Annotated in this window: 12 protein-coding genes; 1 reads left to right on the top strand and 11 read right to left on the bottom strand. The window is 72.3% G+C overall.

The annotated features are described in order from the left end of the window. Positions 1 to 373: 373 nt before the first annotated feature. A complete protein-coding gene (gene hpnH / locus FRADC12_RS18900; RefSeq protein ID WP_045877636.1) occupies positions 374 to 1,375 on the bottom strand; it encodes an adenosyl-hopene transferase HpnH in 1,002 nt (333 codons plus the stop codon). A gap of 436 nt (positions 1,376 to 1,811) precedes the next feature. Here hpnH and FRADC12_RS18895 point away from each other — a divergent pair, with 436 nt between their 5' ends. Beyond that, a complete protein-coding gene (locus tag FRADC12_RS18895) occupies positions 1,812 to 2,378 on the top strand; it encodes a winged helix-turn-helix transcriptional regulator (RefSeq protein ID WP_232303890.1) in 567 nt (188 codons plus the stop codon). Between the two features lie 67 nt (positions 2,379 to 2,445). Here the strand turns inward: FRADC12_RS18895 and ispH are convergent, their stop codons facing one another. From ispH to FRADC12_RS18840, 10 genes are all read right to left on the bottom strand, one after another. Then, on the bottom strand, positions 2,446 to 4,161 hold the full coding sequence (gene ispH / locus FRADC12_RS18890) for a 4-hydroxy-3-methylbut-2-enyl diphosphate reductase (RefSeq protein WP_045877635.1): 1,716 nt from the start codon (positions 4,159 to 4,161) through the stop codon (positions 2,446 to 2,448). After that, positions 4,158 to 6,443: a squalene--hopene cyclase gene (shc, locus tag FRADC12_RS18885; RefSeq protein ID WP_052711003.1), complete on the bottom strand. Its 2,286-nt coding sequence runs from the start codon at positions 6,441 to 6,443 to the stop codon at positions 4,158 to 4,160. The genes ispH and shc overlap by 4 nt, the downstream gene beginning before the upstream one ends. Before the next feature lie 79 nt (positions 6,444 to 6,522). Beyond that, positions 6,523 to 7,539: a polyprenyl synthetase family protein gene (locus FRADC12_RS18875; protein WP_045877633.1), complete on the bottom strand. Its 1,017-nt coding sequence runs from the start codon at positions 7,537 to 7,539 to the stop codon at positions 6,523 to 6,525. Continuing rightward, a complete protein-coding gene (gene hpnE, locus FRADC12_RS18870; protein ID WP_045877632.1) occupies positions 7,536 to 9,173 on the bottom strand; it encodes a hydroxysqualene dehydroxylase HpnE in 1,638 nt (545 codons plus the stop codon). The genes FRADC12_RS18875 and hpnE overlap by 4 nt, the downstream gene beginning before the upstream one ends. A gap of 14 nt (positions 9,174 to 9,187) precedes the next feature. After that, positions 9,188 to 10,117, bottom strand: a complete 930-nt coding sequence (gene hpnD / locus FRADC12_RS18865) for a presqualene diphosphate synthase HpnD (RefSeq protein WP_045877631.1) — start codon at positions 10,115 to 10,117, stop codon at positions 9,188 to 9,190. Then, positions 10,114 to 11,346: a squalene synthase HpnC gene (gene hpnC, locus FRADC12_RS18860; RefSeq protein WP_045877630.1), complete on the bottom strand. Its 1,233-nt coding sequence runs from the start codon at positions 11,344 to 11,346 to the stop codon at positions 10,114 to 10,116. Before hpnC ends, hpnD begins: the two co-directional genes overlap by 4 nt. Positions 11,347 to 11,521: 175 nt before the next feature. Next, positions 11,522 to 12,352, bottom strand: coding sequence for an SDR family NAD(P)-dependent oxidoreductase (locus FRADC12_RS18855; RefSeq protein WP_045877629.1), 831 nt, complete (start codon positions 12,350 to 12,352; stop codon positions 11,522 to 11,524). Between the two features lie 990 nt (positions 12,353 to 13,342). Further along, positions 13,343 to 13,807, bottom strand: coding sequence for an SAM-dependent methyltransferase (locus tag FRADC12_RS18850; protein WP_045877628.1), 465 nt, complete (start codon positions 13,805 to 13,807; stop codon positions 13,343 to 13,345). 90 nt (positions 13,808 to 13,897) lie between these two features. Beyond that, positions 13,898 to 15,232 (bottom strand): aspartate aminotransferase family protein, encoded by a 1,335-nt coding sequence (locus FRADC12_RS18845; protein WP_045877627.1) that lies wholly within the window; start codon positions 15,230 to 15,232, stop codon positions 13,898 to 13,900. Positions 15,233 to 15,503: 271 nt separating this feature from the next. Then, entirely contained in the window at positions 15,504 to 16,649 is a 1,146-nt protein-coding gene (locus FRADC12_RS18840; protein ID WP_045877626.1) for an ABC transporter substrate-binding protein, read from the bottom strand. Positions 16,650 to 16,784: the final 135 nt, after the last annotated feature.

Here is a 16,784-nt window from a genome sequence, read left to right as displayed (position 1 = left end):
CGGGTTACCCGGGCCGCCACCAGCCGCAGAAACAACAGCAGGCCCGCCCCCACGGGACGGGCCTGCTGTAATTCACACCCCGGGCGCGCCGCAATTCAGCCCGCCCCCGGCAAAAACGCGACCCAGAATCCAACCGGTCGGCGCGCAGCGCCCGACAAGCCCATCCGACCAAAACCGCCAGCCGGCGCGCAGCGCCCGACAGACCCAGCCCAGCCACCGGACGACCCGTCGGGCGCGAAGCGTCCGACAAACGCAACCCAGCCAGGATCCCGACACTGGACAGCGGCCAGCCCCCGATGTCCCGCCCCAGCCGACAACCAAGGCTGGGGCGGGCGCGAAGCGTCCGCACCGGTGAAGCGCTCCGCGCCCCACCTCACATGCGGACGGCGCGGATCTGCTCCTTCAGCGAGCCCATGGTGGCCAGCACGGCGGAGGTCTCGTACCCGCAGTGCGCCATGCAGTTGGCGCAGCGCGGGTCCTTGCCACGGCCGTACTTGTCCCAGTCGGTGGTCTCGGTGAGCTCCTTGTAGGAGCCGACATAGCCGTCACTCATGAGGTAGCACGGCTTCTGCCAGCCGAACAGGGAGTAGCTCGGAATACCCCAGGCGGTGCAGGCCAGCTCACGCTTGCCTTCCAGGAAGTCCAGGAAGACCGGCGAGTGGTTCAGCCGCCACTTCTTGCGCCGGCCCTCGGCGAAGACCTTGGAGAACATCTCCCGCGTCTCCTGGACGCCGAGGAAGTGCTCCTGGTCCGGCGCCTTCTCGTACGCGTAGCCCGGTGAGAGCTGGATCGCGTCGACCTTGAGATCGTCGTTCAGGAAGGTCAGGATGTCGATGACGTCCTGCGGGCTGTCGTTGTTGAAGAACGTCGAGTTGGTGCCGACCCGGAAGCCCGCGGCCTTCGCCTCCTTGAAGGCCTCGACGCACTCGTCGAAGGTGCCTTCCTTCTCGACGATCGCGTCGTGCCGGTCACGCAGTCCGTCCACGTGCAGCATGAACGTGAAGTAAGGGCTCGGAGTGAAGTTCTTCAGCTTCTTGCGCAGCAGCAGGCCGTTCGAGCAGAGAATGACGAACTTCTTGCGCTTGGTGAGCTCATTGACGATCTCGTGGATCTGAGGGTGCATGAGCGGCTCGCCGCCAGCGATCGCGACCACCGGGGCACCGCACTCTTCGACGGCAGCCAGAGCGTCTTCGACGCTCATCCGCTGTTTGAGTACGGATGCGGGATGTTGGATCTTCCCGCATCCGGTGCAGGACAGGTTGCAGGCGAAGAGCGGTTCCAGCTCAAGCACGAGCGGGAAGTACTTCTTTCGCAACAGCTTCTGCTTGACCAGGTAGGACCCGACACGCACCTGGTAGCGCCACTGAACCGCCACGGCGGATGTCCCCCTCTCGTCAGGCCGCCCGGTGGTGACCTGGGGTCGTTGGGGATCACCATACAGCGAGTACGTACAGGCTGTATGTCGACCCCAGGGGCAACATACAAGCTGTATGTCGAACGCGCATGTCGATCAGGTAAATCCACGACGACGATCTCGCCCCGACTGCGGCTGGCTACCGTCCGCGCCCAATTGAGGGATTCGGGGAGCGAGCCATCCGCACAAGACGTACCACTTTCACGGACAGCGATGCAGAAGCAGTCTGCGTCACGGCCGGTAAACCTGCCACCGGACGGGACCACGCTCCTGCCACCCACCGGAGCATCTACTTCCCCACATCGCCCAGCCGGACACCTGCCGGTCGAAGCGACTTGCGCGGGACCTAGGTTCGATCTCTGAACCGAGGCCGCCGGGGCCACTAGGCTGGGGCGTCATGGAGGCACCCGCTACCCCACCGCGCCGCGCGGGCACCCCGCCACTCCTGACGGCGCCACGCCCCTGCTCGATCGCCGGCGCACTGGAGATCGTCGGCGAACGCTGGTCGCTCCTGGTGATCCGAGAGGTAACCCTCGGCGTCCGCCGCTTCGACGCCATCCAGGCCGCCACCGGAGCCCCCCGCGCGGTCCTCACCAACAGGCTGGCGACCCTCGTCCGCGCCGGCATCCTCGACCGGGTCAGCTACCGCGAGGATGGCACCAGGGCCCGCCCGGAGTACCGGCTCACCCAGGCCGGCCGCGAGCTCAGCCCGGTGCTGACCGCGCTGCGCCAGTGGGGCGACCGGCACCTGACCGACGAGGCCGGCCCCCCGGCCACCTTCACCCACGCCGGCTGTGGCGCTCCCGTCCGCGTCCAGCACATCTGCGCGGCCGGCCACCTGATCGACGACTCCCGCGAGGTCATCGGGGCGATCCGCGAGAGCGGCATCGAGACCGGCGCAGAGACGCCACGGCCCGAGCCAGCAAGCCCCGCAGACCTGCCGCCGACGGGCCCAGGGGCCTGAACGGCGAGCCTATCGCGGCCCGCCTGACCCGCGACCGCCTCCGACCGGCGGCCGCGCGACCGCCAGGTCAGCCGCCCTGCGGACGGCGTACCTCCTTGGGCAGCGTGAAGGCGATCGACTCCGTGCCGATCGACCGGGTCGCCACCGTGGTGGCGCCGAGCCCGGCCAGCGCGTCTGCCAGCTCGTGCACCAGGCTCGGCGGCGCCGAGGCGCCGGCCGAGATCCCGATCGTGTCCGCGCCGGCCAGCCACTCCAGCCGCACCTCGTCGACGCTCTCGACCAGGTGTGACGCGACGCCGTCCCGGCGGGCCACCTCGGCGAGCCGGCGCGAGTTGGCGCTGTTCTCCGACCCGACGACCAGCACGAGATCCGCCTCGCTCGCGACCCGCCGTACCGCGTTCTGCCGGTTCGACGTCGCGTAGCAGATGTCCGCCGAACCGGGCCCGACGATCGCCGGGAACCGGGCCTTCAGCGCGTCCACGACCTCCTCGGCCTCGTCCACCGCGAGGGTCGTCTGCATCAGGTACGTGACCCGCTCGGGGTCCTCGACCTGCAGCGACGGCACGTCCTCGGCCGACTCGACCAGGGTGATCCGCCCCGGCGCCTCGCCCAGCGTGCCGTCGACCTCCTCGTGGCCGGCGTGGCCAATCAACAGCACCGTGTCGCCGCGGGCGGTGAACCGGCGCGCCTCGGCATGCACCTTCTCCACCAGCGGGCAGGTCGCGTCGATCACGTCGAGGTTGCGGCCGGCGGCCTCGACGTGCACCGCCGGGGCGACCCCGTGCGCGGAGAAGACGACGGTCGCGCCCGGCGGCACCTCGTCGAGCTCGTCGACGAAGACCGCGCCACGGCTGGCCAGGTCGTTCACCACGTGCGTGTTGTGCACGATCTGCTTGCGGACGTAGACCGGCGCACCGTGCAGCTCCAGCGCCCGCTCGACCACCTCGATGGCCCGTTCGACGCCGGCGCAGAACGCGCGCGGCTCGGCCAGCAGCACTCGGCGCTGCCCGACCGCCGCCGCCCACGCGCCCAGCGGCCCGCCGAGCCGGCGCAGCGTGCGCAGTCCGGAGACGCCACGACGGGCCAGGTCGATCCGGCCGAGCGGTTCCGCCGCGGTGTCGACGATCACCCGGACGACGGCGAACGGCTTGCCGGCCGCGCTGGGCGACAGGTAGGCCGACTCCATGTCCACGGCGATCGCGCCGGTCGCGGCGAGCTCGGCGCGCGCGGTGCCGACGGCGAGCCGCGGCACCGAGACGATCGGCCCGATGTGGACGGTCAGCCCGGCGCGGCGCAGCTCGCCGGCGAGCAGCGGCGCCGACGGACAGCGGCCGGTGACCGTGCCGTCGCCGGTGCGGACCTCGCTCGCGACGATGACGTCACCGGGCCGGACGCCGGGCGCGAGCCCGCCACCGAGCCCGACGACGGCGACCGCGTCCGGCTTCGCCGCGCGGACCGCCTGGTTGGCCCGGCTGGCCCGCTCGGGGCCCATGCCGGTGCGCACGACGACGGCGTCCGTGGGCAGCCCGGACCGGCCGGCGGCGAGCGCCTCCAGGCGCAGCGCGGCGGCCACGGCGAGCCGGGACCGGCGCGGCGGGCGCCCCGGCGTCCAGCTGGGGCCGGTGCCGACCGCCTGTTTCGGGATCCGTGGCACCGCCCGTGCCGGCGCCTGCGCGGCCGCGCCGTCGGGTGAGGTCGACGCGGACGCCTCCCCCGTCGTCGGCGGGCCGCCAGTATGACGCCGATCGCCGGTGTTCTCGGATGCAGAGATGTTGCTGCTCATGCCGCGGACCGCCCGGTGAGGGTCACGTACCGGCCGAGAGCCGTCAACGGGAAGACCAGCCGGTACAGGTGGTAGTTGATGGAGAAGTCCCAGGGGAAGCCGGTGCCGGTGTAGTAGGGCTCGTCCCAGCTGCCGTCGGGCAGCTGGGTGTCACACAGCCAGCGCACGCCGCGGCCGACCGCCTCGTTCATCGGGTCGGCGGCGAGCAGCGCGAGCAGCGCCCAGGCGGTCTGCGAGGCGGTCGGCTCGCCGCGGCCCACCCAGGCGTCGTCCTTGTAGGACCGCAGATCCTCGCCCCACCCGCCGTCGGGGTGCTGGTGGGCGACCAGCCAGCGCACCGCCGAGCGGATCGCCGGATGGTCGGCGGCCACGCCCGCCGAGATCAGCGCGGGCACAGCCGCGCCGGTGCCGTAGACGTGGTTGACACCCCACCGGCCGAACCACGAGCCCCCCGGCTCCTGGTCGTCGAGCAGCCAGCGCACCGCGCGCTGGGTGACCGGGTGGTCTGCCCGGCCCAGGTCGGCGAGCATCTCGACCATGTGCGCGGTGACGTCCGCGCTGGGCGGGTCGATCACCTCGCCGAAGTCGCAGAACGGGATCTTCGTCGCCAGCTCGCGGACGTTGTCCGCGTCGAAGGCACCCCAGGCGCCGTTCGCCGAACGCATCCCGACCGACCAGTTGACCGCCCGTTCGACGGCCGCCCTGGCCTGTTTCGCGAACGCCGGGTCGACGTCGTCCCAGCCGCTCCCCAGCAGCCGGCGGACCGCGAGGACCACCTCGGCCGTGTCGTCGACGTCAGGGTAGATGTCGTTGGCGAACTCGAACGCCCAGCCGCCGGGCTCCAGGTTCGGCCGGCGGACCCGCCAGTCACCGGGAACGGTGACCTCCTCGCGGACCAGCCATTCGCCGGCCTTGCGCATCCCGGGGTGGCGGGCGTCCAGGCCCGCGTCGGCGAGCGCGACGACGGCGAGCGCGGTGTCCCAGACCGGCGACTGGCAGGCCTCCAGCCGGCGGACCGTGACGACCTCGTCGCCGTCGCGGACCTGCTCACGGACCGTGAAGGTTTCCAGGCCGTCGAGAGCGGCGACCAGCACCGGGTGGCCCATCGAGTAGCCCATCAGGTGCAGGGCCATGATCGAGTAGACCCACGGTGGCTGGATTCCGCCCCAGCCACCGTCGGCCTCCTGACGGGCCAGCACCCACTCGGTGGCGCGGCGCAGGGCGAGCTCACGCAGCGTCTTGACGGGGTGGCGCTGGTAGCGGCGCAGCCCGGCGTCCAGCCGCTGGAACACACCCGTCCAGCTGACCAGCGGCGCGCGGTCCGGCCGGACCGCGGCGACCCGCAGCTCGTCGATCGTGAAGCCGAGCGAGCGGACCGGCCGGAAATGACCGACGATCGTCAGCGCCACCACCGTCTGGCGCGCCCAGCAGCCGAAGTCGTAGACGTTCAGCGGCACCCAGCTCGGCAGCAGCACCAGCTCGGGCGGCAGCACCGGGACCTCGTCCCACGGCCACTCGCCGAACAGCGCCATCCAGATCCGGGTGAAGACCCGGGTCGCGGCGAGACCGCCGTGCGCGCGCACGAACGACGCCGCGAGCAGCATGTGCGGCGCGTCCGGCGCGTCCCCGGCCAGGCGCAGGCCGACGTAGGCCTCGAAGGTGGTCGAGAGGTCGGACGGGCCGCCGTGGAACGTCGGCCAGCCGCCGTCGGTCTGCTGCTTCGACCGGATCCAGCGGCCCGTCTCGGCGGCCAGCTCCGGCGACAGGATGCCGAGGAACTGGCGGAGCATGAGGTCCTCGGCGTCCATCGTGACGTTGGTCTCGAGCTCCCCCTTCCACCAGCCGTCCTCGGACTGCAGGCCCAGGAGATGGTCGCGCGCACGGCCCAGCGCGGCGGCGGCCCGCTCGGCGGCCTGGGTTCCGGGCAGCTCGGTGGTGGCGAGCTGCCCGGTCTGCGGCGCGCGCGTCCCCGCGGCGCCGGCCGCGCGGGCCATCGGCCCGGTCGGGTCCGTCAGGTCGGCCGCACGGTCGGGCAGCAGCGCCGGGCCGCCGGGGCGGGCACCTGGCCCGCTCATGGCCACCGACGTCGCAGGCCCGCTCATGGCCACCGACGTCGCAGGCCCGCTCATGGCCACCGGAGTCACTGGACGGGTGGTCACCAGCACGGGCCCGGCAACGGCGGACCTCTCGGATCGGCTTCGCCGATCCGAGAGGGACCCCGGCCGCGCGGACGTCGGCTGCGTCGCCGGCGTCGCCGGGGACGGGTCCGAGGTCAGGCTCATAGCCGAATCTCCTCCGGGCTCGGGTGGGGAGCATCGAAGGCCCCAGTAAGGGCCAAGGTGCGCGCTCGCCGCACCCTCCTCAGCAGTCGCGTTCGGTCACGAATCGGGCGAGGGCGAGCAGCTCTGCCTCGGCCTGCGGGGGCAGGGACAGCGAGCGCAGAACCGCGCCGGCGGTCTTGAGCTGACGGTCCGCCTCGGCCGTGGTCCAGTCGCGGCCACCGGCCCGCTCGACCAGCGCGGCGATCCGCTCCAGGTCCTCGGTCGGCCGGTCGCCCTCGCTCACGAGGAAGGCCCGCAGCTCGTCGGCGTCCGCGCCCCCGGCTTCGAGGGCGACCACGACCGGCACCGACTTCTTGCGCGACTGCAGGTCGGACAGCACCGGCTTGCCGGTGACGGCCGGGTCGCCCCAGATGCCGAGCAGGTCGTCGATCAGCTGGAAGGCGGTGCCAAGGCGTGACCCGAACTCCGCGAGGCCGTCGACGACCTGCTTGGGCGCGCCCGCGAGCACCGCGCCCAGCGAGGCGGCGCAGGCCAGCAGCGCGCCGGTCTTGCCGTCCTCCATGTGCAGCGTCTCGGCGACCGTGACGTCCGAGCGGGTCTCGAACAGCAGGTCCTCCGCCTGGCCGCGGACCAGGTCCTGCACGCCCGCGCCCAGGATCACCGCCGCCTTGCGGCCCGGCTCGCCCTCGACCTCCAACAGGACCTGCGTCGCCAGGCCCAGCAGGGCGTCGCCGGCGAGAATCGCGCCGTCCGCGCCGAACACCGTCCACGCGGTCGGTCGGTGCCGGCGCTCGGTGTCGCCGTCCATCAGGTCGTCGTGCAGCAGCGAGAAGTCGTGCACCAGCTCGACCGCGACGGCCGCGGGCAGGCCGACCTCGACCGGCCGGCCCGCGGCCTCGGCGGACAGCAGCGCGAGCGCCGGGCGGACGAGCTTGCCGCCGCCGCCAGGCTGCGGGTTGCCGTCCGCGTCGACCCAGCCGCGGTGGTACTCGACGACGTGCCGAAGACGCGGGTGCAACCGCGCGACCGTCTGGCGCAACGCGGGAACGGTTAGCGTCCGACCACGCTCGATGGCCTCCGGAACCGTCATGGTCATGCCGGGTTACTCCCTGTCGTGGATGACGAACTGCTACCAGTCGAGGCGCCGAGATCGGCCGCGGGTCCGCTTCCGGTCGCCGTTCCGCGTTCGCTCGCCGGCCTGCTCGCGGCCGGGGTGCTGGCGGGGGCCTTGGCGGCCGAGCTGGGCTGCGCCGGGACGGGCGGGCCCGCGGGCCGGACGAGTGACCTGGTCGGCGCGGTCCGCGGTGGCGGCCACGTGACATCGCCCGACATCGGCGATGGCCCCCCTACGTTCACCCCCACGCTGGCCAGCGTCTCACGGGCAGCAGCGAGCCCGCTACGCACAGCACCCTCCATGGTCGCCGGCCAGCCGGTGTCGGTCCACGCGCCGGCCAGGGCGAACCCGGGCAGACCGGTGGCCGCTCCCGGGCGAAGAGCGAGCGTTCCGGGCGCCTGGCGAAACGTCGCCGTGCGCTCCCTGGTCACGAAGACCTCGACGAGCTCCGCGTCCCGCGCCGCGGGCAGGATGCGGCGCATCTCGGCCACGAACTCGTCACCGAGCTCGCCGGCCGGCCGGTCGACCCACGACTCGGCGGCCGACTGCGACAGCGCCACGTACTGCGAGCCTGGCGGCGCCAGGCCGGTACCGGCCAGACCGGACGGCCCGGTACGGTCGAAGATCCACTGGATCGGCGAGCCGGTCACCGCCAGGAACGGTCCGTCGATCACCTTGCGGTCGAAGATCATGTGAATGTTCACGATCGGGGAGGCGCCCAGCTCCGTGAGGCTCGCCGGGTCCGGATGCGCTCCGGCCGGAAGCAGCGCGGCGGCGGCCGGCGGCGGCACGGCGAGCACCACCGCGTCGGCGGTCAGCACCGCCGGCTCGGCCCGCCCGGCACCTGTCGAGATCGCCAGCTCGTAGCCGGCATCCGTCCGGGTGATCGAGCGGACCTTCACGTTGGTGCGCACGTCAGCGCCGGCGTCCGCGAGCGCCTTGGCCGCGGCCTCGCCATGCAGCTGCTGCAACGGCACGTCGGACCAGCCGATGTCGGCCGCGTCCGCCCGCTCCAGCAGGCCGGACCGCACCACCTTCGCCGCGAGGCCCAGCGACGCCTCGGCCGCCGGCACGTTCAGCGTCGCGACGGTGAGCAGCTCCCAGAGCGTCTCGGTGGCCGTGGGGCCCTGCCGGTGCGCCGTCAGCCAGTCGCCGAACGACCGGCCGTCGACGGCCGCCGAGCGCTGGTCGAGCCGGCCGAGCTGGAACGCGGCCAGCGCGGCGGCGACCCGCTGACCGGGAGCCAGGGCCTTGTAGCCGAGCAGCGCCGGGGCCAGGTGCAGCGGCGCGGGCAGCCTGGCCTTCGTCCGGCGCAGCCGAGCGTGCGTGCCGAGCCGGTCCCCGAGCAGCACCGGCACGTCCAGCCGCTCCTGCAGCGTGGTCTGGTGCTCGACGCCGAGCCGGTTCAGAAGGCCCCGGTAGGCCGTGCAACACCGCATGAACACGTGCTGCCCGGTGTCCACCCACAGGCCCCTGCGGTCGAACGACGCGGTCGCGCCGCCCAGCCGGGGCCGGGCCTCCAGCACCACCACGTCGGCACCGCTGTCGGCGGCCACCAGCGCGGCGGACAGACCAGCCAGGCCGCCACCGACGACGGCTACCCGCGGCCGTGCCACGAGGGTCTCACCGGTTACGGGGCCACACCTCCGGCACCCGGGGCCGCCGCGCGGGCCCGTTCGGGCCGGCCGGCCAGGCTGCGGGCGGCGACCATGGCCTTCTCCCGGGCGGGCAGCGACACCCGCTGGGTCAGCACGGCCGTCGGGTCGGCCTGAATCCGGCGGTTGAGCCGCAGGTAGATCCCGGCGAGGGCACCACAGCAGGCGGCGCTGCGCCGGTCGAGCAGATCCAGCAGCACCAGGCCGCGGGAGTACCACTCCTCGGCGCGTGCCGTGCCCATCCGCAGATAGTCGACGAGCGCGTCCTGCGGGCCGCCGAGGACACCGTCCGCGTCGACGGCCAGCTTCACGCCGGCGGCGGCGAGCTCGGCCTGCGGCAGGTAGGTCCGTCCGCCCAGCAGGTCCTCCCGCACGTCGCGCAGGATGTTCGTCTGCTGCAGCGCGACGCCGAGCGCATCCGCGATCGCGGGGGCGTCGCGGCGCCCGGCGGCCTCGGTCGTGCCGAAGATGCCGAGCGAGAGGCGGCCGATCGTGCCGGCGACCAGCCGGCAGTAGCCGACCATGTCGTCGAACGTGTCGTAGGTGCTCGGGACGATGTCGCTCTCGACGCCGTCCGCGAGCTCGATGAACGCCTCCAGCGGGATCGGGAAGCGCTTCGCGGCATCCGCTAGGGCGACGAGCACCGGGTCGGAGCTGTTCGGGTCCAGGCCGCGGATGTCGGCCCGCGCCTTGGCCAGGCCCTCGGCCTTCTGGTCATCCGGGAGGTCCCCGTCGCCGATGTCGTCGAGGCGGCGGGAGAACGCGTAGACGGCCGACAGCGCGGCGCGGCGGTCCGCCGGCAGCAGCCTGATCCCGTAGGAGAAGTTCTTCGCCGCCTGCTTTGTGATCTCCTCGCAGGCCGCGTAGGCCTCGGCCACGGTAGGACGTGACGCGGCGGCGGTCATGAGGCCTCCCCCTCGTCACCTCGCCGGCTGTGCCGGCTGTCAGCCTGAGTCATCGCAGGCCAGGCGCTGGCCGGCTCGTTCACGGACCCGCTCTCGGTGTTCCCCAGGTCGGCGCCGGTCACGACGCCCGAAAGGGTGGTCGCCGCGACGGCCGGGGCTGGCACCGAGGTGGCCCGCCGGGCCGCCGGGCTTGTCGCGCGAGCCGGTTCCGCCTTGGCTGCAACCGAAACAGCCGGGACTGCCGTGGCTCGCACCGGGTTCGGCGACGGCGGCGGTGACTCGCACAGCGGAGGCAGGCCGCCGGCCGCGGCCGCGCCGGCGCGCATCGACGGCGTATAGGCACGGGCCGCCACCCACAGCGCGGCCCCGGCCAGTCGGGGCTTGCTCGCCTTCGGAGCGCCGCCGAGCACCTCATAGCCGGCCTGGCGGACCGCGTGCAGCGCCGCGCGGCCCCCACCGATGAAGCCGGCGATGGCCAGCCTCATCCGGCCGTCCAGCAGGCTGGCCAGCGGCGCGCCCTGGTCCAGGATCGTCGTCGCCCTGGCGACCTGGAAGGCCATCAGGTTGCGCAGCGCCGGCGACGCGGTCGGCGCGGCGAGGTCGGTCTCGGCGACGCCGAAGGTGTCGAGGTCCTCCAGCGGCAGGTAGATCCGCCCGGCCGCGTAGTCCTCGGCGACGTCCTGCAGGTGCTCGGCCAGCTGCAGCGCGGTGCAGACCCGGTCGGAGAGGATCAGCCGGTCGGGCGTGGCCTTGCCGAGCACCCCGAGCACCATCCGCCCGATCGGGTCGGCCGACAGGGTGCAGTAGCGCAGCAGGTCGTCGAAGGCCGGGTAGCGGGTGACCCGCTGGTCCAGCCGGTTCGCCTCGATCAGCCGCAGGAACGGCTCGGCCGGCAGGTCGCAGGCCGTCACCGTCGTCGCCAGCCGCTGGTGCACCGGCAGCGCCGGTCCCGCGCCGGTCCAGATCCGCTCCAGGTCGGCCGCGAGCTGGTCGAGCAGGGCGAGCCGGTCGCCGGGGGCCTCGTCGCCGATGTCGTCGACCAGGCGGGCGAACCCGTAGATGGCCTTGAAGTGCTCGCGAATGGCGGCGGGCAGCACGACGGGCGACACCGGGAAGTTCTCCCCGTACGCGGCACGCAGCACCTCATCGGTGGAGGTCGCGATATCGGTGATACCGGCCGGCTCTGCCCGCCGGCCGGGGGCGGCGGTCCGGGCGTCGATGGGGGTCATGCGCCTCTCGTTCTCCTGAAGTCTCGGGGGCTCGCGGGCCGCGGCCAGGTTCCTGGTCGGGTTTGGCGCGGGTCCGCCCGCTGCTGAGGGGTCGAGGGGAAGCCGGGCCGATGGGCGCGCGCCGGGTCAGGGCGGCGTGACGTCGCCGACGGCGAGCCGGCGACCGGCGCGCTCGCTATCCGAACACGTTGGCCAGCCTGCGGTAGAGCGGCGGCGCCGCCCCGTGCACGCGCGCGGCCAGCGACATCCACCCTGGCACCCATACCTCGGCGTCGCCGCGCGCGACGCCGGCGAGCATGCGGTCCGCGACCAGGCTCGGGGGGATCGCCTTGGGCCACCGGCGGACGTACGGGGCGCCACGGCGGTGGAAGAACGGTGTGTCCACGGCGCCCGGTAAGCAGAGGGTGACCAGGATGCCGCGTCCTCGGACCTCGGAGCGCAGCGCGTCGGCGAAGCCCACCAGCGCCGCCTTGCTGGCGGAGTAGGCGACCTCGCCGCGCACCCCCAGCGCGCCCGCGACGCTGCCCACCAGCAGGATGCGACCCTCGCCGCGGTCGAGCATCGCCGGCAGGACCGCCCGGACCAACATCATCGGCGCGAGCACGTTGACGGTGACCAGGTCCCGCAGCGCGTTCGGGGACATCACCTCGAACGGCCCGGCGGCACCGATACCCGCCGACAGGACCAGCAGGTCGACGTGACCGAGCAGCTCGGTGGCCCGCGCGGCGACCGCGGTCTCCGCGCCCACCGTGGTCAGGTCCGTGGCGAACCGGTGGCCACCGGTCGCCGCGGCCACCTCGTCGAGGGCCACACCGTTACGGCCGATGAGGAGGGTCTTGGTGTCGTCCTGGGCGAGCCTGAGAGCGGCCGCGCGGCCGATCCCGCTGGAGGCGCCGGTGACGAGTGCCGTCCGTGGTGGCCAGGGAGCGGACGCGGCCGCCCGAGCCCTGCTGATCACCGGGCGGGAGGCCCGATCCTGGACAGCAGGACGAGAGCGGGTGCTCACGCCTCACACACCTCCGGTCGCGTCGGGCGCCAGGCCCACTGTGCGGCCGACCGCGTCGCGGCCGGCGGTCGTGGGGCCACCCACCCAGGGTGACGGGGGGACGCCATGACCCCCCAGAAATCCCAACTGCCCGACAACACCCTTGCGGTCATCCTCGAGCCGCGGGTGCGCGTCGATGCCACGCCCCCGGGCAGCCCCATCATTTCACCGCCCCCCGGCGATCCCGTCCATGGTCAGGTGGATGACATCACGCACCTACGCCGGTGGCGCACGGCCGATACTCGTCCACCGAAGGGTACGGAACGATTACCCAGAGCGCATCTTGCGGCCCCCGGCCAACCATTCATTTGATTTACGGCTGTGAATCGGGCCGGAATGACACAGCGGCGACATGATGCAGACACCGTAGCTGTGATAAGGACATGGCCCGGACATCCGGCGGGACACAACTGTGACACCGTTGTGACAATCGTCGCCCGCCGACAACGGGTCGCTCACGCGGAACCGAGGGCCACCGGGTCACCGGGGCGAACGACCAAAGAGATGCCCCCCACCGAGTCCACCATCCGGAGGCAGGAACCTTTGACACCTTCGGAGTGGCGCGACCACGGATCCCAACACGGGTCACGGTCCGGATGGGGAAACGGCTGCCGCACGGACACAACCCTACCGTCCCGGACAAACAAGATCAAAAGGGGCTCTCGGGGCGCAGCGCGCCTAACCCGGCAGGCCACCGGGTTTTATCGGCGCCAACGGGTGTGTAGGTGAGATCTGTCACGGCGGGATCGATCGGGACCGCTAGAACCGTGCTGTCCGACGGAGCCGGACGAGGCGGCACCATCGACCAGCGCCGCGCCGACGCGCCGGCCAGCTGCCGCCGACCCGGGCCGTCGTGCGAGGTGAGTCATGCCTGGTGGCCGAAGCGGGCCAGCCCCGGAAGCCGCCAGGCATGGCTCGACACCGCGGGACGTCACCGGACGTCACCGGACGTCACCAGTAGGTGGCCATCAGCTCATGGCTCCAGGCGGGCTGGCGGACCTCGGAGCGTGGGGCGAACTCGGCGAAGTAGGGCTTGAGATCGAGGACGGGAGTGCCCTCGACCGCGTCCAGGCCGCACACCGTCACGGTCAGGCCGGTCACCGCGACCAGCTCGCAGGTCGTGACGCCCAGCCGGTTCGGCCGGTCCTTGTTGCGCTGCGCCAGCACGCCGGCCTCCGGCCACGACCGGTTGCCGCGCGGATGACGGGCACCGCGCTCCACCTTCGCCTCGTCGACCAGGTGGAACAGGAATAGCACCTCCAGGTGCGAGAACTCCGCCAGCCCGCGGGTGGCCTCGACCGTCACCGCGGCCGGGTCGAGCTCGATCACGGCCTCAACCGGCGCCCAGTCGTCATCGACCGCCGCCGTGCGGGGTGACCGCACGAACCCCAGCGCCGCTACCTGGAACAGGTCCATCCAACGCCTACCTCTCGGGTTGGGTCATACCTCGTGGCCACGGATCTCGGCCCTCGTCCGGCCACCAGGCATGACTCGGCCTCCTCGGGCTCAGCCCGTGTAGTGGCCGTCGGCGACGGTGAGGGCGTCGTCGAGGATGGCCAGGCCTTCGCGGAGCTCGCCGACGGTGATGGTGCAGGGCGGGACGACGTGGGTCCGGTTGAAGTGGGTGAACGGCCAGAGGCCGCGCTCCTTGCACGCGCCGATGAAGGCCGCCATCGGGGCCGCGTCGGGGCCGGCCGCGTTGAACGGGACAAGCGGCTCCCGGGTCTCCCGGTCACGGACCAGCTCGATCGCCCAGAAGACGCCGAGGCCGCGGACTTCGCCGACGCTCGGGTGGTTGGCGGCGAACTTCGCCAGCTCCGGCCCGATTACCTCGGTTCCGAGCATCCGGGCGTGCTCGACGATGCCCTCCTCCTCGAAGGCCCGGATCGAGCCGACCGCGGCCGCACAGGCCAACGGGTGGCCGGAGTACGTCAGGCCGCCCGGATAGGGGCGGGTCGCGAACGCGTCCGCGACCTTCGGGCCCATGATGACGCCGCCCAGCGGGACGTAGCCCGAGTTGACGCCCTTGGCGAAGCAGATCAGGTCCGGGACGATGTTCCAGTGGTCGGCGGCGAACCACTCACCGCAGCGACCGAACCCGGACATCACCTCGTCCAGGATCAGCAGGATGCCGTACCGGTCGCACAGCTCGCGCACCCCGGCCAGGTAGCCGTCCGGCGGGACGAGGATGCCGTTCGTGCCGACGACGGTCTCCAGCAGCACGGCGGCGACCGTCTGCGCGCCCTCCATGGCGATCACATCGGCGAGGTGCGCGAGCGCGCGCTCGCCCTCCTGCTCGGCGCTGTCGGCGTAGAACGGCGAACGGTACGGGTAGGGCCCGTAGAAGTGGACGACGCCCGACATCCCCGGCTCGCTCGCCCAGCGGCGCGGCTCACCGGTGAGGACGATCGAGCCCCCGGTGGCGCCGTGATACGAGCGGTAGGTCGAGAGAACCTTGTGGCGGCCGGTGACGAGGCGGGCCATCCGCACCGCGTTCTCGGTCGCCTCGGCGCCGCCGTTGGTGAAGAAGACCTTGTCGAGGTCGCCGGGCGCGTGCGACGCGATGAGCCGCGCGGCCTCCGAGCGGGCCTCGTTCGCGTGGAACGGAGCGATCGTGGTCAGCTTGCCGGCCTGCTCGATGATGGCTTCGATGATCTTCGGGTGCTGGTGGCCGATGTTGGCATTCACCAGCTGGGATGAGAAGTCCAGGTAACGGCGACCGGACTCGTCCCAGAAGCAGCTGCCCTCGGCCCGGTTCACCACCAGCGGGGTCAACGCCGCCTGCGCCGACCACGAGTGGAAGACGTGCTTGCGGTCGTCGTCGTAGGTCCTGCTGTTCATGACCCGCTGCCTCCTTGCCGCCCAGGGCCTGCCATCGAGGGGCCCGCTCGAGGGGCCGAGCGCGCACCTGTGCACCGGTCGCCGGGAAGTCCCGCCCCCAAGGAAACCTGAGGTTGGTGCCCGAGACGACCCACTGCGCCAGGATGCCCGACACACCGGACCGGCTCGCTCGGCGGTCGCGGGTGGGGTGCGCGCCGCCGGGCAAGCCGGGTGATCATGGTTCCGGCCGGTCCCGACCGGCGGGGAGCCGTTCGGGACCGGCCGGCGCGGCTCAGGCGCCGTTCGGCGCGAGAGTCACGGTCTGCGGCTTGAAGCCGGTGCCGGCGACGTCGACCCCGCCTGCCTTGAGGTCGGCCAGTGCCTTGTTGACGTAGTCGTTCGTGTAGGCGAGACCTTCAGGGTCCTTGGTGAGGACGGTCTGCCCATCAGCGTTCTTGGTGCCCTTGGCGATCGAGACGGTCTGGTCCCAGGCCGCCTTGTCGATCAGGCCGATGCCGTTGGGCGACGGCCAGATCAGCTTGTTGATCTCGTTCATCTGCCACAGCTGGTGGCTGGCGCCGAGCTTCGACCCGGCGGCGACCACCATGTCACGGCAGTCGGACGCGTTGTCGCGGCAGTAGATCCAGCCCTTCATGGACGCTTCGACGAATTTCGTCGTTGTGTCCTGGTACTTCTTGTCGCTCTGCAGTTTGGACGTATTCGCCCAGATGGCGTCCTGCAGCATCGCGGTGCCGACGTCGTTCCAGTTGATGACGTTGAAGTCGCTCGGCTGGTAGAGCTTGCCGGTGGCCGGGTTCGTCGCCTCCAGCACCTGGGCGTACTCGTTGTAGCTCATCGCCTGGGCGGCGTCGATGTCGCCCGACAGCAGGCCCTTCATGTCGAACTGCTGCTGGACCAGCGTGATGTCCTTGGACGGGTCGACCTTGGCCTTGGTCATCCCGGCGAACAGCTCGTACTCGTTGCCGAACCCCCAGTCACCGACCTTCTTGCCCTTCAGGTCGGCCGGCCCGGTGATGTTCTTGTCCTTGAAGCTGACCTGCAGCGTGCCGGACCGCTGGAAGATCTGCGCGACGTCGGTGATCTGCGCGCCCTGCTCCCGGGACGCCAGCGCCTTGGGCACCCAGGCGATCGCGTAGTCGGCCTTGCCCTGGGCCAGCACGGTCTGCGGGACGATGTCGGTGCCGCCCTCGAGGATCTTCACATCGAGGCCGGCGTCCTTGTAGTAGCCCTTCTTCTCCGCCGCGATGTAGCCGGCGAACTGAGCCTGGGTGAACCACTGCAGCTGCAGCTTCACCGGCGTCAGCCCCGAAGACGTGCCGCCTGCGCTGCCGCCGCCGCTGGAACTCGAGCCACACGCCGCGAGTGCGAGCGCCACGGCGAGTCCCGCGGCGAGCCCCCCGGCCAACCGTCGTTTCATGTACCCCTCCGGTACTCCCTGGCCGCGCCGGGCGCGCCAGTGGCGACGCTTCAGGCCCGACACGGCTCTCCAGCCGATCCCGCGGGCCACGCCGCCCGTACCTCGCGAAGAAGATCCACCGGGCCACGCCGCCCG

Origin of the sequence: Pseudofrankia sp. DC12 (assembly GCF_000966285.1) — a bacterium.
Classification (GTDB): Bacteria; Actinomycetota; Actinomycetes; order Frankiales; family Frankiaceae; genus Pseudofrankia.
Note: the sequence above shows the minus strand (reverse complement) of the source record. Positions and strands in the feature narration are given on the sequence as shown.